Origin of the sequence: Sinosporangium album, assembly GCF_900100605.1 — a bacterium.
GTDB lineage: Bacteria > Actinomycetota > Actinomycetes > Streptosporangiales > Streptosporangiaceae > Sinosporangium > Sinosporangium album.
In genome coordinates this window covers 103,588-125,464 of sequence record NZ_FNCN01000017.1, presented here as the reverse complement: position 1 = coordinate 125,464, position 21,877 = coordinate 103,588, and the positions used below count along the sequence as shown (strand labels likewise).

Here is a 21,877-nt window from a genome sequence, read left to right as displayed (position 1 = left end):
CACCCAGCAGCCGCTCGGCGGTAAGGCCCAGTTCGGCGGCCAGCGCTTCGGTGAGATGGAGGTGTGGGCGCTGGAGGCGTACGGCGCCGCCTACGCCCTGCAGGAGCTGCTGACCATCAAGTCCGACGACGTTCTCGGGCGCGTGAAGGTATACGAGGCGATCGTCAAGGGCGAGAACATCCCCGAGCCGGGCATCCCCGAGTCCTTCAAGGTCCTCATCAAGGAGATGCAGTCGCTCTGCCTGAACGTCGAGGTCCTGTCCAGCGATGGCATGTCCATCGAGATGCGGGACACCGACGAGGACGTCTTCCGCGCGGCGGAGGAGCTCGGCATCGACCTGTCGCGGCGCGAGCCGAGCAGTGTCGAAGAGGTCTGATCAAACGCTAAGGGGATTACGAAGTGCTCGACGTCAACTTCTTCGACGAGCTGCGCATCGGCCTCGCGACGGCCGACGATATCCGCCAGTGGTCGCACGGCGAGGTCAAGAAGCCCGAAACCATCAACTACCGCACCCTCAAGCCGGAGAAGGACGGACTCTTCTGCGAGAAGATCTTCGGTCCGACCCGGGACTGGGAGTGCTACTGCGGCAAGTACAAGCGCGTCCGCTTCAAGGGCATCATCTGTGAGCGCTGTGGCGTCGAGGTGACTCGCGCCAAGGTGCGGCGTGAGCGGATGGGCCACATCGAGCTGGCCGCGCCGGTCACCCACATCTGGTACTTCAAGGGCGTCCCGTCGCGCCTCGGCTACCTGCTCGACCTGGCCCCGAAGGACCTGGAGAAGGTCATCTACTTCGCGGCCTACATGATCACGCATGTCGACAACGAGATGCGTGAGCGCGACCTGTCGTCGCTGGAGGCCAAGATCTCCGTCGAGCGGCAGCACATCGAGCAGCGCCGCGACGCCGACATCGAGGCGCGGCAGAAGAAGCTCGAAAGCGACCTCGCCGAGCTCGAGGCCGCGGGTGCCAAGGGCGACCAGCGCCGCAAGGTCCGCGAGGGCGCCGACCGCGAGATGCGTCAGCTCCGCGACCGCACCCAGCGCGAGCTCGACCGCCTCGACGAGGTGTGGAGCCGCTTCAGGAACCTCAAGGTCCAAGACCTTGAGGGCGACGAACTGCTCTACCGCGAGATGCGCGACCGCTTCGGCCGCTACTTCCGCGGCGGCATGGGCGCGCAGGCCATCCAGGAGCGTCTCAACAACTTCGACCTTGAGGCCGAGGCCGAGAACCTCCGCGAGACGATCCGCAGCGGCAAGGGCCAGAAGAAGGCCCGCGCCCTCAAGCGGCTCAAGGTGGTCTCCGCGTTCCTCAGCACCCGCAACTCGCCGAACGGCATGGTGCTCGACTGCATCCCGGTCATCCCGCCGGACCTGCGCCCCATGGTGCAGCTCGACGGTGGCCGGTTCGCGACCTCCGACCTGAACGACCTGTACCGCAGGGTCATCAACCGGAACAACCGCCTCAAGCGTCTCCTTGACCTCGGCGCTCCCGAGATCATCGTGAACAACGAGAAGCGGATGCTCCAGGAGGCCGTCGACGCCCTGTTCGACAACGGCCGCCGCGGCCGTCCCGTCACGGGTCCCGGCAACCGGCCCCTCAAGTCCCTCAGCGACATGCTCAAGGGCAAGCAGGGCCGCTTCCGCCAGAACCTGCTCGGCAAGCGAGTCGACTACTCCGGCCGTTCGGTCATCGTCGTCGGCCCGCAGCTCAAGCTGCACCAGTGCGGTCTGCCCAAGCAGATGGCGCTGGAGCTGTTCAAGCCGTTCGTGATGAAGCGCCTGGTGGACCTCAACCACGCGCAGAACATCAAGTCGGCCAAGCGCATGGTCGAGCGTGCCCGCCCGGTCGTGTGGGATGTGCTCGAAGAGGTCATCACCGAGCACCCGGTGCTGCTCAACCGCGCGCCGACCCTGCACCGCCTCGGCATCCAGGCGTTCGAGCCGCAGCTCGTCGAGGGCAAGGCCATCCAGATCCACCCGCTCGTCTGCACCGCGTTCAACGCGGACTTCGACGGTGACCAGATGGCCGTCCACCTGCCGCTGTCGGCGGAGGCGCAGGCTGAGGCCCGCATCCTGATGCTGTCGACCAACAACATCCTCAAGCCGGCCGACGGCAAGCCGGTGACGATGCCCACCCAGGACATGGTCATCGGTCTCTACTGGCTCACGACGGAGAAGGAAGGCTCGGCGGGTGAAGGCAGGGTCTTCACCTCCGTGGCCGAGGCTCAGATGGCCTACGACCGCCGCGAGCTGGACATGCAGGCCAGGATCCAGGTCCGGATCAAGGACGTGCCGCCGCCGCGTGGCTGGTCGGCTCCCGAGGGTTGGGAGGCGGGCGAGGTCTTCCGCCTGGAGACGACGCTCGGCCGGTGCCTGTTCAACCAGACGCTGCCGGACAACTTCCCGTTCGTGAACTACCAGGTCGGGAAGAAGCAGCTCTCGGCCATCGTCAACGAGCTGGCGGAGAAGTACCCCAAGGTCGAGGTCGCGACCTCGCTGGACGCCTTGAAAGACGCCGGCTTCCACTGGGCGACCCGGGCAGGTGTGACGATCTCCATCGAGGACGTCGTCGCGCCGCCGAACAAGGCCGTGATCATGGAGTCGTACGAGCGCAGGGCCGACAAGGTCCAGCGTGAATACGAGCGTGGTCTGATCACCGACGAGGAGCGCCGTCAGGAGCTCATCGAGATCTGGACCCACGCCACCGCCGACGTCGAGACCGACATGGTCAACGCGTTCCCGGCGACCAACTCGGTCTGGATGATGGTCAACTCCGGCGCCCGAGGCAACAAGATGCAGGTCCGGCAGATCGCCGGCATCCGCGGCCTCGTGTCCAACACCAAGGGTGAGACGATCCCGCGTCCGATCAAGTCCTCCTTCCGCGAGGGCCTGTCGGTGCTGGAATACTTCATCGCCACCCACGGCCAGCGGAAGGGTCTCGCCGACACCGCGCTCCGTACTGCCGACTCGGGTTACCTGACCCGTCGTCTGGTGGACGTGGCGCAGGACGTCATCGTGCGCGAGATCGACTGCGGCACCGACCGCGCCGTTCCGCTGCCGGTCGGCGAGCGCGACTCGGCCGGCGCCCTGGCGAGGGCCGAGAACGCCGAGAGCAACGTGCACGGCCGCATCCTGGCCGAGGACGTCGAGGTCGACGGCAAGGTCATCGTGGCGGCGGGCGTCGACATCTCCGACGTCCACGTGAATGCGCTGGTCGAGGCCGGCATCGAGATGGTCCGCACCCGCAGCGCGCTCGTCTGCGAGGCCAAGATCGGTGTCTGCGCCACCTGCTACGGCCGTTCGCTTGCGACCGGCAAGCTGGTGGACGTCGGCGAGGCGGTCGGCATCATCGCCGCCCAGTCGATCGGTGAGCCCGGAACGCAGCTCACGATGCGTACCTTCCACACCGGTGGTGTGGCCGGTGCCGACATCACCCACGGTCTGCCCCGTGTCCAGGAGCTCTTCGAGGCGCGCATCCCCAAGGGTGTCGCCCCGATCAGTGAGGTCACAGGTCGGGTCAGGGTCGACGAGACGGACAAGACCCGGAAGGTCGTCATCACTCCGGACGACGGCTCCGAAGAGATCGCATACCCGGTCTCGATGCGGTCGCGTCTGCTGATCTCGGAGGGGCAGCACGTCAAGGTGGGCGAGCAGCTCATCGCCGGTGCCGTCAACCCCAACGAGGTGCTGCGCATCCTCGGGCCGAGGGCCGTGCAGCTCCACCTGGTGGCGGAGGTCCAGAAGGTCTACCGCTCGCAGGGTGTGTCGATTCACGACAAGCACATCGAGATCATCGTTCGCCAGATGCTCAAGCGGGTGAACGTCCTGGAGTCGGGCGACACCGACCTGCTCCCGGGCGACCTCTACGAGCGGCCGCGGTTCGAGCAGGTCAACCGCCAGGTGGTGGCGGAAGGCGGGCAGCCGGCCTCCGGCCGTCCCGTCCTCATGGGCATCACCAAGGCGTCGCTCGCCACCGAGTCGTGGCTGTCGGCGGCCTCCTTCCAGGAGACGACGCGGGTCCTCACCGACGCGGCGATCCACGCCAAGTCGGACCCGCTGCTCGGCCTGAAGGAGAACGTCATCATCGGTAAGCTCATCCCGGCCGGTACGGGCATGCCCCAATACCGCAACATTCGGGTGGAGCCGACCGAGGAGGCCAAGGCCGCGATGTACACCGTGGGTGGCTACGACGGCTCGGCCGCCGACTACACCTTCGGTTCCGGCAGCGGCGAAGCCGTCCCGCTGGAGGAATACGACTTCGGTCAGTACAACCGTTAGTCGCAGGCGGACCGAGCGCCCGGCCCCCGTGTGGGGCCGGGCGCTCGGTCGTTCCCGGGGTGTTCCCTCATTGTCGGTTCCGTGGGGCTGTACGGCTCGCGCCGCCGGCAGTGCGGTGCGCGTGCCGCGGATCGGCCCATGGTGACGGTGTACGCCGCGGAGATGGGATGCGCGTGCTCCGCTTGTGCCATGCGGGTGCAATGCGGGGGAGTGGTCGACGGGGGCGGTAGCCGTACCGGAGACTCGTGATCTCGTGATCTCGTGATCTCGTGGGCTCGTAGCGGTGTCGGGAGGGTATCGGGAGGCTGTCGGGACAACACCGGTTGTTGATGCATGGTCGGTCGTGCGTGGGGGAACCTTGACACGGGATCGCCGTGTGGGACGAGCGTTTGGGTGCGCGTCACTGTGCGAGTGCGGGTATACTTATTGGGAGTCTGATGGCGGCCGGAGGGATACCGGCCGCGGAGCCACGGCGCGATGTTGCGGTTACCCGCCACGGGTGACCTGGGAGTGCAACCGTTTTGACGTGTTGCAACGGGCTGGGTAGTCTTTCCCTTCGTGCCCGTGGCTACATGGGCTCTCATGCGTGTGCTCCTATGGGCTCTCGTTCCGGGGGTTGAGCAGAGCGCCGTGTGGCCTCCCCAATATCCGGCTGGTGCCGGGAGTGACGTGGTAATTACGCGACACGCCCGAGCGCGGGGGTCGGAGGCGAGGGAAGAATCGCAGGTCATGACACCGGCAGCGCCTGCAAACTGCTTGTCCAACAGTTTTTTCGTAGAACCGGCCTCAGGCACGAAAGGCAGACGTAGTGCCCACAATTCAGCAGTTGGTCCGAAAGGGCCGGCAGGACAAGGTCACTAAGACCAAGACTCCTGCGCTCAAGGGGAGCCCCCAGCGGCGCGGTGTGTGCACCCGCGTCTACACCACGACCCCCAAGAAGCCCAACTCGGCGCTGCGCAAGGTCGCTCGTGTGAAGCTGACCAACGGCATTGAGGTCACTGCTTACATCCCCGGTGTCGGCCACAACCTGCAGGAGCACTCGATCGTCCTCGTGCGTGGCGGTCGTGTGAAGGACCTCCCCGGCGTCCGCTACAAGATTATTCGCGGGTCGCTCGACACGCAGGGTGTCCGTAACCGCAAGCAGGCCCGCAGCCGCTACGGCGCGAAGAAGGAGAAGAGCTGACATGCCTCGCAAGGGTTCTCCCGGGCGCCGCCAGCTTGTCGCCGACCCGGTCTACAGCTCGCCGCTGGTCACCGCGCTGATCAACAAGGTGCTCCTCAACGGTAAGCGCTCGCTCGCGCAGACGATCGTCTACGACGCGCTTGAGGGCTGCAGGGAGAAGACGGGCAACGACCCGGTGGTCACGCTCAAGCGTGCGCTCGACAACGTGAAGCCGACCCTCGAGGTCCGCAGCCGCCGCGTCGGTGGCGCGACCTACCAGGTGCCGGTCGAGGTGCGTGCCGCGCGCAGCACCACGCTGGCGCTGCGCTGGCTCGTGCAGTACTCCCGGGCGCGCCGTGAGAAGACCATGACCGAGCGCCTCATGAACGAGCTGCTCGACGCCAGCAACGGCCTCGGCGCCAGCGTCAAGCGGCGTGAGGACACCCACAAGATGGCCGAGTCCAACAAGGCCTTCGCCCACTACCGCTGGTAATACCGGCGGGTTCGACGAGACGACGAGGACGCGAGAGAAGTGGCCACCATTTCCGCTCTTGACCTGGCAATGGTCCGAAACATCGGGATCATGGCCCATATCGACGCGGGCAAGACCACCACGACTGAGCGCATCCTGTTCTACACCGGCATCAATTACAAGCTTGGTGAGGTCCACGAGGGCGCAGCCACGATGGACTGGATGGAGCAGGAGCAGGAGCGCGGCATCACCATCACCTCCGCCGCGACCACCTGCAGCTGGCTTGATCACACGATCAACATCATCGACACGCCCGGTCACGTGGACTTCACCGTCGAAGTGGAGCGCTCGCTGCGCGTCCTCGACGGCGCCGTCGCCGTGTTCGACGCCGTCGCCGGCGTCGAGCCCCAGTCGGAGACGGTGTGGCGTCAGGCCGACCGCTACGGCGTGCCCCGGATCTGCTTCGTCAACAAGATGGACCGGGTCGGCGCGGAGTTCCACCGCTGCGTCGACATGATCGTCTCCCGGCTCGGCGCGACCCCGCTGGTCGTGCAGCTCCCGTGGGGCGTCGAGGCCGACTTCAAGGGCGTCATCGACCTTGTAAGGATGAAGGCCTTCCTGTGGAGCGCCGACGCGGCCAAGGGCGAGATGTACGACACGGTCGACATCCCGGCCGACCACGCCGAGGCCGCCCGTGAGTGGCGCGACAAGCTTGTGGAGACCGTCGCCGAGAACGACGACGCGATGATGGAGCTCTTCCTTGAGGGCGTCGAGCCCACCGAGGAGCAGCTCATCGCCGCCATCCGGCGCGCGACCATCGCAAGCACCCTCAACCCGGTCTTGTGCGGCACCGCGTTCAAGAACAAGGGTGTGCAGCCCCTGCTCGACGCGATCGTGGCCTTCCTGCCGTCGCCGCTCGACGTGCCCTCCATCGAGGGCCACGCCGTGGGTGACGAGGAGAAGAAGATCGAGCGGGCCGCCGACCCGAAGGAGTCCTTCTCGGCGCTGGCCTTCAAGATCATGGCCGACCAGCACCTGGGCAAGCTGACCTACATCCGGGTCTACTCGGGCACGATCGAGGCCGGCACTTCGGTCGTCAACTCGACCAAGGGCAAGAAGGAACGCATCGGCAAGATCTACCAGATGCACGCGAACAAGCGCGAGGAGCGCCCGTCCGCTGTCGCTGGTCAGATCGTCGCCGTGATGGGCCTCAAGGACACCACGACCGGCGACACGCTCTCCGACCCGGCGAAGCAGGTCGTCCTGGAGTCGATGAACTTCCCGGCGCCGGTGATGAACGTCGCCATCGAGCCCAAGACCAAGGGCGACCAGGAGAAGCTGTCGACCGCGATCCAGCGCTTGGCGGAGGAGGACCCCTCCTTCCGCGTGTGGCGTGACGAGGAGACCGGGCAGACCGTGATCGCCGGCATGGGCGAGCTCCACCTGGAGATCCTGGTCGACCGCATGCGCCGCGAGTTCAAGGTCGAGGCCAACGTCGGTCGCCCGCAGGTCGCCTACCGCGAGACCATTCGCCGCGCGGTGCAGAAGGTCGAATACACGCACAAGAAGCAGACCGGTGGTTCCGGTCAGTTCGCGCGCGTCATCATCGACCTTGAGCCGCTGGGCGAGGGCAACGACGGTTACGAGTTCGCGAACAAGGTCAGTGGTGGCCGCATCCCCCGGGAGTACATCCCGTCGGTGGACGCGGGTGCGCAGGAGGCCGCCGAGTTCGGCGTCCTCGCCGGCTACCCGATGGTCGGTGTGAAGGTGACGCTGAAAGACGGCGCCTTCCACGAGGTCGACTCCTCGGAGATGGCCTTCAAGATCGCCGGTTCGATGGTCTTCAAGGAGGCCGCGCGCCGTGCCGACGCGGTTCTGCTCGAGCCCGTCATGGCCGTCGAAGTCACGACGCCCGAGGAATACATGGGCGACGTGATCGGCGACCTCAACAGCCGCCGTGGACAGATCCAGGCCATGGAGGACCGGAGCGGAGCGAAGGTAGTCACCGCTCTCGTGCCGATGTCCGAGATGTTTGGCTACGTGGGTGACCTGCGTAGCAAGACCCAAGGCCGGGCCGTCTACAGCATGCAGTTCGACTCCTACGCGGAGGTGCCCCCGGGCATCGCCAAGGAGATCGTCGCGAAGGCTCGCGGAGAGTAGCCCCGCCTACGGGCCCACCTCGGTGGGCCCGGGGCGACGCTCCCCGAGCCGGAGTTAAGAAAGTCAAGTCAGAATCTCTAAGGAGACAGAGCAGTGGCCAAGGCCAAGTTCGAGCGGAACAAGCCGCACGTGAACATCGGCACCATTGGGCACATCGACCACGGCAAGACCACTCTGACCGCGGCGATCACCAAGGTGCTCCACGACCGTTTCCCGCACCTCAACGAGGCGACCCCGTTCGACAAGATCGACAAGGCGCCCGAGGAGAAGGCACGCGGTATCACCATCTCCATCGCCCACGTCGAGTACCAGACCGAGAAGCGCCACTACGCCCACGTGGACTGCCCCGGTCACGCCGACTACGTCAAGAACATGATCACCGGTGCCGCTCAGATGGACGGTGCGATCCTCGTGGTCGCCGCCACCGACGGCCCGATGCCGCAGACCAAGGAGCACGTGCTCCTGGCCCGCCAGGTCGGTGTTCCCTACATCGTCGTCGCCCTGAACAAGGCCGACATGGTGGACGACGAGGAGATCCTGGAGCTCGTCGAGCTCGAGGTCCGCGAGCTCCTCTCCGCTCAGGAGTTCCCCGGCGACGACCTGCCGGTCGTCCGCGTCTCCGCGCTCAAGGCGCTGGAGGGCGACGAGAAGTGGGGCGACTCCATCGTCGAGCTCATGACCGCCGTGGACGACAACGTCCCCGAGCCGGTTCGTGACACCGACAAGCCGTTCCTCATGCCGATCGAGGACGTGTTCTCGATCACCGGTCGCGGCACCGTCGTCACCGGCCGTATCGAGCGCGGTGTCGTCAAGGTCAACGAGACCGTCGACATCATCGGCATCCGGGAGAAGCACACCACGACCACCGTCACCGGTGTCGAGATGTTCCGCAAGCTCCTCGATGAGGGTCAGGCCGGTGACAACGTCGGTCTGCTCCTCCGCGGCATCAAGCGCGAGGACGTCGAGCGCGGCCAGTGCATCATCAAGCCGGGCACGACCACCCCGCACACCGAGTTCGAGGCTCAGGTCTACATCCTGTCCAAGGACGAGGGCGGCCGGCACACGCCGTTCTTCAACAACTACCGTCCGCAGTTCTACTTCCGTACGACTGACGTGACGGGCGTTGTCAACCTGCCCGAGGGCACCGAGATGGTCATGCCCGGTGACAACACCGAGATGTCCATCCAGCTCATCCAGCCGATCGCGATGGAGGACAACCTCAAGTTCGCGATCCGCGAGGGTGGCCGCACCGTCGGCGCCGGTCGAGTAACCAAGATCGTCAAGTAACACGACCGCGGGGCGGCGGTCGGCCCCGGTTCAGGGGCCGACCGCCTAACCACGATGGGGCACAGTCAGGTGACATGCTCCAGGGCCACCGGGATCCGGGCCGTGATCTCGCAGTGGTTTCGAGTCGCTCGAAACACCTGCAAGATCACGGAATGGGTTGGCCGGGGGTCACCCATAGCGGCAGAAGGCCGCACGAAGCTTTTACAGGACGACAGCGAAGGACACCGAGGCCACTATGGCGGGACAGAAGATCCGCATCCGGCTTAAGGCCTATGACCACGAGGTCATCGACAGCTCGGCCAAGAAGATCGTGGAGACGGTGACGCGGACCGGCGCCAAGGTCGCGGGACCGGTTCCGCTGCCGACCGAGAAGAACGTGTACTGCGTCATCCGTTCGCCGCACAAGTACAAGGACAGCCGCGAGCACTTCGAGATGCGCACGCACAAGCGGCTCATTGACATCATCGACCCGACGCCCAAGACCGTCGACTCGCTCATGCGTCTCGACCTCCCCGCCGGCGTCGACATTTCGATCAAGCTCTGAGGGAACGCACTGACATGGCTAAGCAGATCAAGGGCGTCCTGGGCAAGAAGCTCGGCATGACCCAGGTCTTCGATGCGGATAACCGGATCGTCCCGGTCACCGTGGTCGAGGCCGGTCCGTGCGTGGTGACCCGGGTCCGCACTCCCGACCGTGACGGCTATTCCGCCATCCAGCTCGGGTTCGGACAGGTCGACCCGCGCAAGGTCAACAAGCCGCTGGGTGACTACCTGCGCAAGCACGACATCACCCCGCGCCGCTACTTCACCGAGATCCGCACGGACGACGCGAGCGAGTACACGATCGGCCAGGAGCTCCTGGCCGACACCTTCGAGGCCGGCCAGTTCGTCGACGTGACGGGCAAGAGCAAGGGTAAGGGCTTCGCCGGTGTCATGAAGCGGCACGGCTTCGGCGGTCTGGGCGCCTCCCACGGCACCCAGCGCAAGCACCGTTCGCCCGGCTCCATCGGCGGATGCGCGACCCCCGGTCGCGTCTTCAAGGGTGTCCGGATGGCCGGCCGCATGGGCAACGTGCGCAAGACGATCCAGAGCCTCAAGGTCCACGCCGTCGACGTTGAGAAGAACCTGATTCTCATCAAGGGTGCGATCCCTGGCGCCAACGGCAGTCTGGTCCTCATCCGCACCGCGGCCAAGAAGGGGGCCAGCAAGTGAGCACCATCGACGTCCTCGACGCGGCCGGCGCCAAGACCGGCACGGTCGAGCTTCCGGAAGCCGTCTTCGGCGCGAAGGTCAACATCCCGCTGATGCACCAGGTCGTGGTGGCCCAGCTCGCCGCTCGCCGGCAGGGCACCCACAAGACCAAGACGCGGGGCGAGGTCAGCGGTGGCGGCAAGAAGCCGTACCGGCAGAAGGGCACCGGCCGGGCCCGTCAGGGTTCGACCCGTGCGCCGCAGTTCACCGGCGGTGGCGTCGTCCACGGCCCGGTGCCGCGTGACTACGCGCAGAAGACCCCGAAGAAGATGAAGGCCGCCGCTCTGCGCGGCGCGCTGTCGAACCGGGCCGCCAGCGGCCAGGTCCACGTGGTCAGCGGTCTCGTCACCGGCGAGACCCCGAAGACCAAGGCGGCGCTCGAGGCGCTGCGCAAGGTGACCAAGGCCGCCAGCGTGCTCGTCGTTGTCGACGAGGGCGATGAGCTCACCTGGATGAGCCTGCGCAACGTTCCTGAGGTCCACCTGCTGGACGCGGGCCAGCTCAATACCTACGACGTGCTGCTGCACGACGACGTCGTCTTCACGCAGGAGGCGTACGAGCAGGTCGTGGCACGCCTCTCGGCGACCGGCGGCAGCGAGAGCGCGAAGGAAGACGCCTGATGGAGAAGATCGCCGACCCGCGTGACGTCATCATCAAGCCGATCGTCTCCGAGAAGAGCTACGGCCTGATCGACGAGCACAACAAGTACACGTTCCTGGTGAAGCCGACCGCGAACAAGACCCAGATCAAGATCGCCGTTGAGCAGATCTTCGGGGTCAAGGTCACCAGCGTGAACACGATCAACCGGCAGGGTAAGCGCAAGCGCACCCGCCACGGCTTCGGCAAGAGGCCCGACACCAAGCGCGCGATTGTGAGCCTGGTAGAGGGCGACCGGATCGACATCTTCGGCCAGATCGGCTGAACCAGCGCGTCCGTGGCCGACAAGCCAGCAGATGGACGAGTAAGCCGTACATGACCCGCGGTTCACCCCGGTGGATCCAGGTCGAGTAGGCGAACTCGACCGGTACGAAGGGGTCCGTCCGACCGCCACGTAGGACGGACCCGATGACGACAAAGGATGAACGAAAAAGATGGGCATCCGTAAGTACAAGCCGACGACTCCAGGTCGCCGCGGCGCCAGCGTCTCGGACTTCTCCGAGATCACGCGCAGCACGCCGGAGAAGTCGCTGCTTGCTCCCCTGCACGGCAAGGGCGGCCGTAACGTCCACGGCCGTATCACCGCCCGCCACCAGGGCGGCGGCCACAAGCGTGCCTACCGCATCATCGACTTCAAGCGGAACGACAAGGACGGCATCCCGGCCAAGGTCGCTCACATCGAGTACGACCCGAACCGCACCTCCCGCATCGCTCTGCTGCACTATGCCGATGGCGAGAAGCGCTACATCATCGCGCCGACCGGCATCAAGCAGGGCGACCGCATTGAGAACGGCCCCGGGGCCGACATCAAGCCGGGCAACTGCCTGCCGCTGCGCAACATCCCGACCGGTACCTTCATCCATGCGGTGGAGCTGAGGCCGGGCGGCGGCGCCAAGCTGGGCCGTTCCGCCGGTGCGCAGATCCAGCTCCTCGCCAAGGAGGGCCAGTACGCCACGCTGCGTATGCCCTCGGGCGAAATGCGCATGGTCGACGTGCGTTGCCGCGCGTCGGTGGGCCAGGTCGGCAACGCCGAGCAGGCCAACATCAACTGGGGTAAGGCCGGCCGTATGCGGTGGAAGGGCAAGCGTCCGACCGTCCGCGGTGTCGCGATGAACCCGGTCGACCACCCGCACGGTGGTGGTGAGGGCAAGACCTCCGGTGGTCGCCACCCGGTCAACCCCAAGGGCAAGCCGGAAGGCCGCACCCGCCAGGCGAACAAGCCGAGCGACCGCCTGATCATCCGACGTCGCAGCAAGAGGAAGAAGCGGTAGGAGCAGCCGATATGCCACGTAGCCTTAAGAAGGGCCCCTTCGTGGACCACCACCTTCAGAAGAAGGTCGACGTCCAGAACGAGAAGGGCACCAAGAACGTCATCAAGACGTGGTCGCGCCGCTCCATGATCGTGCCCGACATGATCGGCCACACGATCGCCGTGCACGACGGCCGCAAGCACGTGCCGGTGTTCATCACCGACTCGATGATCGGCCACAAGCTGGGTGAGTTCGCTCCGACGCGGACGTTCCGCAGCCACGTCAAGGAAGACCGCCGCAGTCGGCGATAAGCGCCTTTCGAAGTTATAAGAGGAGTAAGCGATGGAAGCCAGGGCTCAGGCGCGGTTTGTCCGCGTCACGCCCCAGAAGGCCCGCCGCGTGGTGGACCTCATTCGCGGGCTGCCCGCTTCGGAGGCGCAGGCCGTACTGCAGTTCGCCACCCAGTCGGCGAGTGAGCCGATCTACAAGGTGCTTTCGAGCGCCATGGCGAACGCGGAGCACAACTTCAAGCTCGACCGCGACACGCTTGTCGTGAGCCGCGCGTGGGTCGACGAGGGGCCGACGCTGAAGCGGTTCCGCCCCCGTGCCCAGGGCCGTGCCTATCGGATCAACAAGCGGACGAGCCACATCACTGTGATCGTCGAGTCCCGGCCCGCGGGCCAGGGCAAGCCGAAGGGAAGGACCCGCTAGTGGGCCAGAAGGTTAACCCGCACGGGTTCCGCCTCGGCATCACGACCGACTTCAAGAGCCGGTGGTACGCCGACAAGCTGTACAAGTCCTACGTGGCCGAGGACGTCGCCATCCGCCGCATGCTGCAGCGCGGCATGGAGCGGGCCGGCATCTCCAAGGTCGAGATCGAGCGCACGACCGACCGTGTGCAGGTCGACATCCACACCGCCCGGCCGGGCATCGTCATCGGCCGCCGCGGCGCGGAGGCCGACCGCATCCGCGGTGACCTGGAGAAGCTCACCAAGAAGCAGGTGCAGCTCAACATCCTTGAGGTCAAGAACCCCGAGATCGACGCTCAGCTCGTCGCTCAGGGTGTGGCCGAGCAGCTCTCCAGCCGTGTCTCGTTCCGCCGCGCCATGCGCAAGGCGATGCAGTCGGCCATGAAGAGCGGCGCCAAGGGCATCCGGGTGCAGTGCTCGGGTCGTCTGGGCGGCGCGGAGATGTCCCGGTCGGAGTTCTACCGCGAGGGTCGTGTGCCGCTGCACACGCTGCGCGCCGACATCGACTACGGCTTCTACGAGGCCCGCACCACCTTCGGCCGTATCGGCGTGAAGGTGTGGATCTACAAGGGCGAGGCCCCGACCAGCCGCGCCGAGCGTGAGGCCGCCGCCGCCGGCGCCCGTGCCGCCGGCCAGCGTCGCGACCGCACCGACCGTCCGCAGCGTGGCCGCGGTGGCCGTGGCCGCGAGGGTGGTTCCCGGGGTGGCCGCGGGCAGAGGACCGAATCCACCGCGCCCGTCGGGGCGCCCGAGAGCGGCCCGGCGGAGCAGCCGGGTGCTGAAGGGAGCTGACCATGCTGATCCCTCGCAGGGTCAAGCACCGTAAGCAGCACCGGCCCGACCGCAGTGGTATGGCCAAGGGCGGCACGCGCGTCGTCTTCGGCGAGTATGGGATCCAGGCGCTTGAGCACGCCTATGTGACCAACCGCCAGATCGAGTCCGCCCGTATCGCCATGACGCGTCACATCCGTCGTGGTGGCAAGGTGTGGATCAACATCTATCCGGACCGTCCGCTCACGAAGAAGCCGGCTGAGACCCGTATGGGTTCCGGTAAGGGTTCTCCCGAGTGGTGGATCGCGAACGTCAAGCCCGGTCGCGTCATGTTCGAACTGTCGGGCGTGGCCGAGCCGGTGGCCCGTGAGGCGCTGCGGCGTGCGATGCACAAGCTTCCGATGAAGTGCCGGTTCGTCAAGCGAGAAGTGGGTGAGGCGTGATGGCTAAGGGCCTGACCGCCGGTGAGCTGCGGGTGCAGGACCGGGACGAACTGGTCGCCAAGCTGAAGGAGGCGAAGGAGGAGCTGTTCAACCTCCGCTTCCAGGCCGCGACCGGCCAGTTGGAGAGCCACGGGCGGCTGCGTGCCGTCCGCCGCGAGATCGCCCGTATCTACACCGTGATGCGGGAGCAGGAGCTCGGCATCGTTGTGAAGGACGACAAGGAATCGAGCGATGGCTGAGACAACTGAGAAGGCGACGCGGAACTACCGCAAGACCCGTGAGGGCCTGGTCGTCAGCGACAAGATGGACAAGACCGTCGTTGTCGCGGTGGAAGACCGCGTCAAGCACCCGCTGTACGGCAAGGTCATCCGTCGTACGACCAAGTACAAGGCGCATGACGAGAAGAACGAGTGTGGCGTCGGTGACCGCGTGCTCCTGATGGAGACCCGGCCGCTGTCCGCCACCAAGCGGTGGCGCGTCGTCGAGATCCTCGAGCGGGCCAAGTAGATCGCCCAATGGGGGGTGACCATTCACCCCCCACGCGGGCGTTTCCCCCTGGGAAGTCGGAAATCCGGCTCTCAGGGACTAAGACCATAACCAGTTCCGCCAGGCTCACCCAGACGGTGAGAACCAGCGCGACACACGGGAGTTGACGTGATCCAGCAGGAGTCGCGGCTCAAGGTCGCCGACAACACGGGTGCCAAGGAGATTCTCTGCATCCGCGTGCTCGGCGGCTCGGGTCGGCGCTACGCGGGTATCGGCGACGTCATCGTCGCTACGGTGAAGGACGCCCTTCCCGGTGGCGGCGTGAAGAAGGGCGACGTTGTCAAGGCTGTCGTGGTGCGCACCCGCAAGGAGCGCCGCCGCCCCGACGGCTCCTACATCCGCTTCGACGAGAACGCCGCCGTCATCATCAAGGACAGTGGTGACCCCAGGGGCACGCGTATCTTCGGTCCGGTCGGCCGCGAGCTGCGCGAGAAGAAGTTCATGCGCATCATCTCGCTCGCTCCGGAGGTGCTCTAAATGCCGAAGCTGCATGTGAAGAAGGGTGACCTCGTTCTGGTCATCGCCGGTAAGGACAAGGGTGCGAAGGGTCGTGTGATCGCCGCCTACCCGCGCGACGAGCGTGTGGTGGTCGAGGGCGTCAACATGATCAAGAAGCACTCGAAGGAGACCCACCAGGGTCCGCGCGGCGCCAAGACCGGCGGCGTGCAGACCATGGAGGCGCCCATCCACGTGAGCAACGTCAAGAAGCTCAAGGATGAAGAGGCGAAGAAGGACGACAAGCCCGCTAAGAAGGCCGAGGCCGAGGCCGCGTCCGACGATTCGGGTGAGGACAAGTGATGAGCGCCACGACGGAAGAGCGCACGATCCCGCGGCTCAAGCAGCGCTACCGCGAAGAGATCATCGCGAAACTGCGTGAGCAGTTCGAGATCCAGAACATCATGCAGGTGCCCACGATCACCAAGATCAAGGTGAACATGGGCGTCGGCGAGGCCGCCCGCGACTCCAAGCTGATCGAGGGCGCGGTCCGCGACCTGACCGCGATCACCGGGCAGAAGCCGGCCATCGCCAGGGCCCGCAAGTCGATCGCGCAGTTCAAGCTTCGCGAGGGCATGCCCATCGGCGCGCACGTCACGCTGCGCGGCGACCGGATGTGGGAGTTCATGGACCGGCTGCTGTCGCTGGCGCTGCCGCGTATCCGTGACTTCCGCGGCCTGTCGCCCAAGCAGTTCGACGGCAACGGGAACTACACCTTCGGTCTCACCGAGCAGGTCATGTTCCACGAGGTCGACCAGGACAAGGTCGACCGCCAGCGGGGCATGGACATCACGGTCGTGACCACCGCGACGAATGACGACGAGGGCCGGGCGCTTCTCAAGCTTCTCGGCTTCCCCTTCAAGGAGGCCTGATCATGGCTAAGAAGTCGCTGATCGCCAAGGCTGCGCGCAAGCAGAAGTTCGACGTCCGGGCGTACACTCGGTGCTCTCGCTGTGGCCGGCCCCGCGCCGTCTACCGCAAGTTCGGCCTTTGCCGTGTCTGCTTCCGCGAGATGGCGCACCGGGGCGAGCTGCCCGGCATCACCAAGTCCAGTTGGTGACGTTCCGATAGGCACGCCACCCCTTCGTACGGCGCGGGTCGTGTGCCCGTGCCGTACGGGGGAGTGCGGGGTCATCGCCCCGCAGGAGAAGTCATATCAACCGGGCGCTGCCTGAAGCGCCCACGACCACGCCGAAGGTCCCGGCAGGGAAACCGCGGCGAGGAGGGCCACCGGCCATGACGATGACCGACCCGATCGCAGACATGCTTACTCGTCTGCGTAACGCGAACTCGGCTTACCACGACAGCGTGGCCATGCCGTACTCGAAGATCAAGGCGCACATCGCCGAGATCCTCCAGCAGGAGGGTTACATCCAGACCTGGTCCGTCGAGGACGCCAAGGTCGGAAAGAACCTCGTGGTGGAGCTGAAGTTCGGGCCGACTCGCGAGCGGGCGCTCGCGGGCCTGCGACGGGTTTCCAAGCCCGGTCTGCGGGTCTATGCAAAGAAGGACAACCTGCCCAAGGTCCTGGGCGGGCTGGGCGTCGCGATCATCTCGACGTCCGCCGGTCTCATGACCGACAAGCAGGCCGGCAAGCGTGGTGTGGGCGGGGAAGTCCTCGCCTACGTTTGGTAACGAGGGGAGGAAGCACAGCATGTCGCGAATCGGACGGCTGCCCATCCCCGTACCGAATGGTGTAGACATCACCATCGACGGCCGGGATGTCACGGTCAAGGGCCCGAAGGGCACGCTCTCGCACCGGGTCGCCGAGCCCATCGAGGTGGCTCGCGCTGAGGACGGCACCATCGCCGTCACGCGCCCGAATGACGAGAACAAGGTCCGTGCTCTGCACGGACTGTCTCGCACGCTGATCGCCAACATGGTGGGCGGCGTCACGCAGGGTTACAGCAAGACGCTGGAGATCGTCGGCGTCGGTTACCGCGTGCAGGCCAAGGGCCCCACGCAACTGGAGTTCTCCTTGGGCTTCAGCCACCCGGTGATCGTCGACGCGCCGGAGGGCATCACCTTCCGCGTTGAGAAGCCCACCCTGTTCCACGTGGAGGGCATCGACAAGCAGCGGGTCGGTGAGGTCTCCGCCAACATCCGCAAGCTGCGCAAGCCCGACCCGTATAAGGGCAAGGGTGTGCGCTACCAGGGTGAAGTGATCCGCCGCAAGGTCGGAAAGGCTGGTAGGTAGACATGGCTGGCAAGGTTGCGTTCGGCAAGCACATGGCCGCCCGCGCACTCTCGCGGGCCCGTCGCCACCGCCGAGTCCGCAAGAAGGTCGTCGGTACGGCGGAGCGTCCGCGTCTCGTCGTCAACCGCTCGACCAAGCACATCTTCGTGCAGATCGTCGACGACTCCATCGGCCACACGCTGGTCAGCGCGTCCACGCTGGACGGCTCCCTGCGCACGGCCGAGGGCAACAAGACCGACAAGGCGAAGCAGGTCGGCGAGCTTCTCGCTCAGCGGGCCAAGGCCGCCGGGATCGCCGCTGTGGTCTTCGACCGCGGTGGTAACCGCTACGCGGGTCGCATCGCGGCCCTCGCGGACAGCGCCCGTGAGGGCGGGCTGGAGTTCTGATGACTCCTTCCCGAGGATCGCACCCCAAGGCCCGTCTTATGAGCAACGAGAAGAGGAACCACTGATGGCTGCAGCTCCGCGCCGCGGTGCCGGCGGCGGTGGCGAGCGGCGGGACCGTCGTGACGATCGCCGCGGTGGCGCCGCAGACAAGGGCGTCTCGTACATCGAGCGCGTCGTAAAGATCAACCGAGTGGCCAAGGTCGTGAAGGGTGGTCGTCGCTTCAGCTTCACCGCCCTGGTTGTCGTCGGTGACGGCAACGGCCTGGTCGGTGTCGGCTACGGCAAGGCCAAGGAAGTCCCCGCGGCCATCGCCAAGGGTGTCGAAGAGGCCAAGAAGCACTTCTTCAAGGTTCCGCGCATCCAGGGCACCATCCCGCACACCGTGCAGGGTGAGGAGGCCGCCGGAGTCGTCTTCCTGCGTCCGGCGTCGGCTGGTACCGGCGTCATCGCCGGTGGTCCGGTGCGCGCCGTGCTCGAGTGCGCCGGCATCCACGACGTGTTGTCGAAGTCGCTCGGCTCCGACAACCCGATCAACATCGTGCACGCCACGGTCGCCGCTCTGAAGGGCCTCAGCCGCCCCGAGGAGATCGCGGCCCGCCGTGGTCTGCCGATCGAGGACGTCGCCCCCAAGGCGATGCTCAAGGCTCGTGCCGAGGGCATCGCCGAGGCCGCTGCCGCGGCCAAGGCGGTGAGCTAGTCGATGGCACGTCTGAAGATCACCCAGGTCCGGTCCAAGATCGGTGGCAAGCAGAACCAGCGTGACTCGCTGCGCTCGCTTGGCCTGAAGCGAATCGGCGACGTCGTCGTCAAGGAGGACCGTCCGGAGATCCGGGGCATGGTCGCCGTGGTGACGCACCTCGTCGACGTGGAAGAGGTCGACTAGTCATGTCCGAGAACACTCCGCTCAAGCTCCACGACCTGCGTCCGGCCCGTGGCTCCAACAAGGCCAAGACCCGCAAGGGCCGCGGCGAGGGCTCCAAGGGCAAGACGGCCGGCCGCGGCACCAAGGGCACGAAGGCCAGGAAGACGACCCCGCTCGGTTTCGAGGGTGGTCAGATTCCGCTCCAGATGCGCGTTCCGAAGCTGAAGGGCTTCTCCAACGCGATGTTCAAGACGACGTACCAGGTCGTCAACCTGGACAAGCTCGCTGAGCTTTTCCCGGCGGGCGGCGAGGTCACCGTCGAGGCGCTCGTCGCCAAGGGTGCCGTGCGCAAGAACCAGCTCGTCAAGGTTCTGGGAACCGGCGAGATCTCTGTCGCGTTGGACGTGAAGGTGCATGCCTTCTCCGCCAGCGCGCGTGAGAGGATCACCGCGGCCGGGGGCTCCGTCACCGAGCTGTGAACTGGGCGTTTCCCATCCGGTTGGAGGCGTTGGCCGGGCGGTCAGACGAGAGCAGGAGAACGTTCTGTTCTGGGGTGATCGTCCGGATCGGCCCTCCGGCCGGATGAAAATAGCTTTGTATGCGAGGCGCGGGGGTTCGTGATAGGCCCTCGCGCCCTCGGTGCGTTAGAGTTCGCTGGACAGCGGGCCGTTTGCCCGCCTCGGCAATGCTCAATGACATGAGAATTCCGATGGACCACCCCCGCACCATCGTTGACCGATACCGCCTGATAGGCGCGCAGGAGGGACCGTGCTGACCGCGATTACCCGGGCGTTCCGTACCCCGGACCTGCGCAATAAGTTGCTCTTCACATTGGGCATCATCGCGCTGTTCCGCCTCGGCTCGGTTCTTCCCACACCTGGTGTGCACACGGACAACGTCCGCCGATGCCTTGCTGAAGCCACGCAGGGCGAGGCCGGCAACATCTACGGGATGGTGCAGCTTTTCAGTGGTGGCGCGCTGCTGAAGCTGTCGGTGTTCGCCCTGGGCATCATGCCGTACATCACGGCCAGCATCATTCTTCAGTTGCTCACAGTGGTGATTCCGAGGCTGGAGGCCCTGAAGAAGGAGGGGCAGTCCGGCACCGCCAAGATTACGCAATACACGCGTTATCTCACCATTGGATTGGCCGTTCTCCAGTCGACCGCCTTTGTGGCGCTCGCGCGAACAGGTCAGCTCTTCCAGAACTGCCGCGAGCCACTTCTGATCAACCAAGACCCGATCACCATTATCACCATGGTGATCGTCATGACCGCCGGCACCTCTGTGGTCATGTGGCTCGGCGAGCTCATCACCGACCGGGGCATCGGCAACGGCATGTCCATCCTGATCTTCACGCAGGTGGTCGCGGTCTTCCCCGCCGAGCTGATGAACATCTTCCGCGCCAGCGCCTGGACGTTCACCGCGGTGATGGTCGTGGGCGTCTTCATGATCGCCGCGGTGGTCTTCGTCGAGCAGGCTCAGCGCCGCATCCCCGTGCAGTACGCCAAGCGCATGGTGGGCCGGAGGATGTACGGCGGCACCTCGACCTACATCCCGCTCAAGGTCAACCAGGCGGGCATCATCCCGGTGATCTTCGCTTCCTCGCTGCTCTACCTGCCGCAACTCGTGACCACGCTGTTCGCGTCCTCGGAGAATCCCAACGCCGTCGTGCAGTGGATCTCGCAGAACCTGGTCACTGGGGATACCCCGGCCTACATGATCACTTTCTTCCTGCTTATTGTGTTCTTCACCTACTTCTACGTGTCCATCACGTTCAACCCCGTTGAAGTGGCTGACAACATGAAGAAGTACGGTGGGTTCATTCCGGGCATCCGTCCGGGCCGGCCGACGGCTGAGTACCTGAACTACGTGCTCACCCGTCTCACCGCTCCAGGCGCTCTGTATCTTGGTCTCATCTCCATGGTGCCGATCGTCGCTCTGGCGGTGGCCGGTGCGAGTCAGAACTTCCCGTTCGGAGGGACGAGCATTCTGATCATGGTTGGTGTCGGCCTTGACACGGTGAAGCAGATCGAAAGCCAGCTACAGCAGCGGAACTACGAAGGCTTCCTGAAGTAGTGCGCCTCGTCCTGGTCGGGCCCCCCGGAGCGGGTAAGGGGACGCAGGCCCAGTTCATCGCATCTAACCTGTCCATCCCGAAGATTTCGACAGGTGACATCTTCCGTGCCAACGTCTCGGGCGGCACGGAACTCGGCAAGCTTGCCAAGGAGTACATGGACCGCGGCGACCTCGTTCCCGACGAGGTGACCATCGCCATGGTCCGCAACCGCCTCGCTGAGAAGGACGCGCAGGACGGCTTCCTGCTCGACGGCTTCCCGAGAAACGTGCCGCAGGCAGAGGTCTTGAAGAAGATGCTCGCCGAGATGGGCAGCGGACTCGATATCGTTCTAGAACTGGTGGTGGACGACGAGGAGGTCGTCCGCCGCCTGGCCGGGCGTCGCACGTGCGCGCAGTGCGGGCACATCTCCCACGTGGAGTTCGACGACAAACGCGATGACATCTGCGATGTCTGCGGCGGCCCGCTCTTCCAGCGCGACGACGACAAGGAAGAGACCGTACGGCACCGCCTTGAGGTCTACGCTCGGCAGACGGCGCCGCTCGTGTCCTTCTACGCCTCTGAGAACCTCCTGGTCGGCGTTGACGCGACCGGGCCCGTTGAGGAGGTCACTCAGCGGTCCATGGAAGCCTTGAAGCCGTTCATCGACTAGAAGTCCTGTGTGAGGACCGCCGGGCCGGGATGCGCCCCAACGAGGCGGCGTTTCCCGCCGGCCCGAGGTCCGAGGTCAGTGCAGGGCCCTCTATCGGCGGGTTCCAAGCGACGCAGTGGTCGTCACGCGCCATCCGTGCATTCACACGGGTGGCGCTTTTGCATGATTCCGTCAGGCGTTCTGGGATT

Annotated in this window: 29 protein-coding genes; all 29 read left to right on the top strand. The window is 65.7% G+C overall.

Annotated features, from left to right (window positions below; all coding sequences use genetic code 11):
* A partial coding sequence (locus tag BLQ73_RS18765) for a DNA-directed RNA polymerase subunit beta (protein WP_476712867.1) occupies positions 1-376 on the top strand: 376 nt, incomplete at its 5' end.
* Between the two features lie 23 nt (positions 377-399).
* Positions 400-4,275: a DNA-directed RNA polymerase subunit beta' gene (locus tag BLQ73_RS18760; RefSeq protein WP_093171772.1), complete on the top strand. Its 3,876-nt coding sequence runs from the start codon at positions 400-402 to the stop codon at positions 4,273-4,275.
* An 808-nt stretch (positions 4,276-5,083) separates the two neighbouring features.
* A complete protein-coding gene (gene rpsL, locus BLQ73_RS18755; RefSeq protein ID WP_093171771.1) occupies positions 5,084-5,458 on the top strand; it encodes a 30S ribosomal protein S12 in 375 nt (124 codons plus the stop codon).
* A 1-nt stretch (position 5,459) separates the two neighbouring features.
* Positions 5,460-5,930 (top strand): 30S ribosomal protein S7, encoded by a 471-nt coding sequence (gene rpsG, locus BLQ73_RS18750; protein WP_093171770.1) that lies wholly within the window; start codon positions 5,460-5,462, stop codon positions 5,928-5,930.
* 90 nt (positions 5,931-6,020) lie between these two features.
* On the top strand, positions 6,021-8,069 hold the full coding sequence (fusA, locus tag BLQ73_RS18745) for an elongation factor G (protein WP_420820021.1): 2,049 nt from the start codon (positions 6,021-6,023) through the stop codon (positions 8,067-8,069).
* Positions 8,070-8,162: 93 nt separating this feature from the next.
* Positions 8,163-9,356 carry an elongation factor Tu gene (gene tuf, locus BLQ73_RS18740; RefSeq protein ID WP_093171768.1) on the top strand — a complete coding sequence of 398 codons (1,194 nt, stop codon included), beginning with the start codon at positions 8,163-8,165 and terminating at the stop codon, positions 9,354-9,356.
* A gap of 235 nt (positions 9,357-9,591) precedes the next feature.
* Positions 9,592-9,900 carry a 30S ribosomal protein S10 gene (gene rpsJ / locus BLQ73_RS18735; RefSeq protein ID WP_012887830.1) on the top strand — a complete coding sequence of 103 codons (309 nt, stop codon included), beginning with the start codon at positions 9,592-9,594 and terminating at the stop codon, positions 9,898-9,900.
* Between the two features lie 14 nt (positions 9,901-9,914).
* Positions 9,915-10,568 carry a 50S ribosomal protein L3 gene (gene rplC / locus BLQ73_RS18730; RefSeq protein ID WP_093171767.1) on the top strand — a complete coding sequence of 218 codons (654 nt, stop codon included), beginning with the start codon at positions 9,915-9,917 and terminating at the stop codon, positions 10,566-10,568.
* Complete coding sequence (rplD, locus tag BLQ73_RS18725; RefSeq protein WP_093171766.1) at positions 10,565-11,227, top strand: 50S ribosomal protein L4; 663 nt, start codon at positions 10,565-10,567, stop codon at positions 11,225-11,227. Before rplC ends, rplD begins: the two co-directional genes overlap by 4 nt.
* Positions 11,227-11,529, top strand: coding sequence for a 50S ribosomal protein L23 (gene rplW, locus BLQ73_RS18720; protein WP_093171765.1), 303 nt, complete (start codon positions 11,227-11,229; stop codon positions 11,527-11,529). The genes rplD and rplW overlap by 1 nt, the downstream gene beginning before the upstream one ends.
* Positions 11,530-11,698: 169 nt before the next feature.
* Entirely contained in the window at positions 11,699-12,535 is an 837-nt protein-coding gene (rplB, locus tag BLQ73_RS18715; RefSeq protein ID WP_093171764.1) for a 50S ribosomal protein L2, read from the top strand.
* An 11-nt stretch (positions 12,536-12,546) separates the two neighbouring features.
* Complete coding sequence (gene rpsS / locus BLQ73_RS18710; RefSeq protein ID WP_093171763.1) at positions 12,547-12,825, top strand: 30S ribosomal protein S19; 279 nt, start codon at positions 12,547-12,549, stop codon at positions 12,823-12,825.
* A 31-nt stretch (positions 12,826-12,856) separates the two neighbouring features.
* A complete protein-coding gene (gene rplV / locus BLQ73_RS18705; protein ID WP_093171762.1) occupies positions 12,857-13,225 on the top strand; it encodes a 50S ribosomal protein L22 in 369 nt (122 codons plus the stop codon).
* Positions 13,225-14,055, top strand: a complete 831-nt coding sequence (gene rpsC, locus BLQ73_RS18700) for a 30S ribosomal protein S3 (protein ID WP_093171761.1) — start codon at positions 13,225-13,227, stop codon at positions 14,053-14,055. The genes rplV and rpsC overlap by 1 nt, the downstream gene beginning before the upstream one ends.
* A 2-nt stretch (positions 14,056-14,057) precedes the next feature.
* A complete protein-coding gene (gene rplP, locus BLQ73_RS18695) occupies positions 14,058-14,477 on the top strand; it encodes a 50S ribosomal protein L16 (protein WP_093171760.1) in 420 nt (139 codons plus the stop codon).
* Positions 14,477-14,716, top strand: coding sequence for a 50S ribosomal protein L29 (rpmC, locus tag BLQ73_RS18690; RefSeq protein WP_093171784.1), 240 nt, complete (start codon positions 14,477-14,479; stop codon positions 14,714-14,716). Before rplP ends, rpmC begins: the two co-directional genes overlap by 1 nt.
* Entirely contained in the window at positions 14,709-14,984 is a 276-nt protein-coding gene (gene rpsQ / locus BLQ73_RS18685; protein WP_093171759.1) for a 30S ribosomal protein S17, read from the top strand. Before rpmC ends, rpsQ begins: the two co-directional genes overlap by 8 nt.
* Before the next feature lie 147 nt (positions 14,985-15,131).
* On the top strand, positions 15,132-15,500 hold the full coding sequence (rplN, locus tag BLQ73_RS18680; RefSeq protein WP_093171758.1) for a 50S ribosomal protein L14: 369 nt from the start codon (positions 15,132-15,134) through the stop codon (positions 15,498-15,500).
* 9 nt (positions 15,501-15,509) lie between these two features.
* Positions 15,510-15,821, top strand: coding sequence for a 50S ribosomal protein L24 (gene rplX, locus BLQ73_RS18675; RefSeq protein WP_245691183.1), 312 nt, complete (start codon positions 15,510-15,512; stop codon positions 15,819-15,821).
* Positions 15,821-16,390, top strand: a complete 570-nt coding sequence (gene rplE / locus BLQ73_RS18670; RefSeq protein ID WP_093171756.1) for a 50S ribosomal protein L5 — start codon at positions 15,821-15,823, stop codon at positions 16,388-16,390. The genes rplX and rplE overlap by 1 nt, the downstream gene beginning before the upstream one ends.
* Positions 16,391-16,392: 2 nt before the next feature.
* The gene (locus tag BLQ73_RS18665; protein WP_093171755.1) at positions 16,393-16,578 is read left to right on the top strand and encodes a type Z 30S ribosomal protein S14; all 186 of its coding nucleotides are present in this window, start codon (positions 16,393-16,395) and stop codon (positions 16,576-16,578) included.
* 176 nt (positions 16,579-16,754) lie between these two features.
* Positions 16,755-17,153, top strand: coding sequence for a 30S ribosomal protein S8 (gene rpsH / locus BLQ73_RS18660; protein WP_093171754.1), 399 nt, complete (start codon positions 16,755-16,757; stop codon positions 17,151-17,153).
* Positions 17,154-17,172: 19 nt separating this feature from the next.
* Entirely contained in the window at positions 17,173-17,715 is a 543-nt protein-coding gene (rplF, locus tag BLQ73_RS18655) for a 50S ribosomal protein L6 (RefSeq protein ID WP_093171753.1), read from the top strand.
* 2 nt (positions 17,716-17,717) lie between these two features.
* Positions 17,718-18,101, top strand: coding sequence for a 50S ribosomal protein L18 (gene rplR / locus BLQ73_RS18650; protein WP_218125919.1), 384 nt, complete (start codon positions 17,718-17,720; stop codon positions 18,099-18,101).
* A 64-nt stretch (positions 18,102-18,165) separates the two neighbouring features.
* Positions 18,166-18,798, top strand: coding sequence for a 30S ribosomal protein S5 (gene rpsE / locus BLQ73_RS18645; protein WP_093171752.1), 633 nt, complete (start codon positions 18,166-18,168; stop codon positions 18,796-18,798).
* A gap of 3 nt (positions 18,799-18,801) precedes the next feature.
* On the top strand, positions 18,802-18,984 hold the full coding sequence (gene rpmD, locus BLQ73_RS18640; protein ID WP_093171751.1) for a 50S ribosomal protein L30: 183 nt from the start codon (positions 18,802-18,804) through the stop codon (positions 18,982-18,984).
* Between the two features lie 2 nt (positions 18,985-18,986).
* A complete protein-coding gene (gene rplO / locus BLQ73_RS18635) occupies positions 18,987-19,442 on the top strand; it encodes a 50S ribosomal protein L15 (RefSeq protein ID WP_093171750.1) in 456 nt (151 codons plus the stop codon).
* A 289-nt stretch (positions 19,443-19,731) separates the two neighbouring features.
* Positions 19,732-21,039, top strand: coding sequence for a preprotein translocase subunit SecY (secY, locus tag BLQ73_RS18630; protein WP_093171749.1), 1,308 nt, complete (start codon positions 19,732-19,734; stop codon positions 21,037-21,039).
* Positions 21,039-21,689 (top strand): adenylate kinase, encoded by a 651-nt coding sequence (locus BLQ73_RS18625; RefSeq protein ID WP_093171748.1) that lies wholly within the window; start codon positions 21,039-21,041, stop codon positions 21,687-21,689. The genes secY and BLQ73_RS18625 overlap by 1 nt, the downstream gene beginning before the upstream one ends.
* The last annotated feature ends 188 nt before the right edge of the window (positions 21,690-21,877 follow it).

Excerpts from the sequence above, each read along its gene's own strand:
- rpsG (WP_093171770.1), top strand. The coding sequence starts at position 5,460 with ATGCCTCGCAAGGGTTCTCCCGGGCGCCGCCAGCTTGTCGCCGACCCG.
- fusA (WP_420820021.1), top strand. The coding sequence starts at position 6,021 with ATGGCCCATATCGACGCGGGCAAGACCACCACGACTGAGCGCATCCTG.
- rpsJ (WP_012887830.1), top strand. The coding sequence starts at position 9,592 with ATGGCGGGACAGAAGATCCGCATCCGGCTTAAGGCCTATGACCACGAG.
- rplC (WP_093171767.1), top strand. The coding sequence starts at position 9,915 with ATGGCTAAGCAGATCAAGGGCGTCCTGGGCAAGAAGCTCGGCATGACC.
- rplW (WP_093171765.1), top strand. The coding sequence starts at position 11,227 with ATGGAGAAGATCGCCGACCCGCGTGACGTCATCATCAAGCCGATCGTC.
- rplB (WP_093171764.1), top strand. The coding sequence starts at position 11,699 with ATGGGCATCCGTAAGTACAAGCCGACGACTCCAGGTCGCCGCGGCGCC.
- rpsS (WP_093171763.1), top strand. The coding sequence starts at position 12,547 with ATGCCACGTAGCCTTAAGAAGGGCCCCTTCGTGGACCACCACCTTCAG.
- rplV (WP_093171762.1), top strand. The coding sequence starts at position 12,857 with ATGGAAGCCAGGGCTCAGGCGCGGTTTGTCCGCGTCACGCCCCAGAAG.
- rplP (WP_093171760.1), top strand. The coding sequence starts at position 14,058 with ATGCTGATCCCTCGCAGGGTCAAGCACCGTAAGCAGCACCGGCCCGAC.
- rpmC (WP_093171784.1), top strand. The coding sequence starts at position 14,477 with ATGGCTAAGGGCCTGACCGCCGGTGAGCTGCGGGTGCAGGACCGGGAC.
- rpsQ (WP_093171759.1), top strand. The coding sequence starts at position 14,709 with ATGGCTGAGACAACTGAGAAGGCGACGCGGAACTACCGCAAGACCCGT.
- rplE (WP_093171756.1), top strand. The coding sequence starts at position 15,821 with ATGAGCGCCACGACGGAAGAGCGCACGATCCCGCGGCTCAAGCAGCGC.
- BLQ73_RS18665 (WP_093171755.1), top strand. The coding sequence starts at position 16,393 with ATGGCTAAGAAGTCGCTGATCGCCAAGGCTGCGCGCAAGCAGAAGTTC.
- rpsH (WP_093171754.1), top strand. The coding sequence starts at position 16,755 with ATGACGATGACCGACCCGATCGCAGACATGCTTACTCGTCTGCGTAAC.
- rplF (WP_093171753.1), top strand. The coding sequence starts at position 17,173 with ATGTCGCGAATCGGACGGCTGCCCATCCCCGTACCGAATGGTGTAGAC.
- rplR (WP_218125919.1), top strand. The coding sequence starts at position 17,718 with ATGGCTGGCAAGGTTGCGTTCGGCAAGCACATGGCCGCCCGCGCACTC.
- rpsE (WP_093171752.1), top strand. The coding sequence starts at position 18,166 with ATGGCTGCAGCTCCGCGCCGCGGTGCCGGCGGCGGTGGCGAGCGGCGG.
- rpmD (WP_093171751.1), top strand. The coding sequence starts at position 18,802 with ATGGCACGTCTGAAGATCACCCAGGTCCGGTCCAAGATCGGTGGCAAG.
- rplO (WP_093171750.1), top strand. The coding sequence starts at position 18,987 with ATGTCCGAGAACACTCCGCTCAAGCTCCACGACCTGCGTCCGGCCCGT.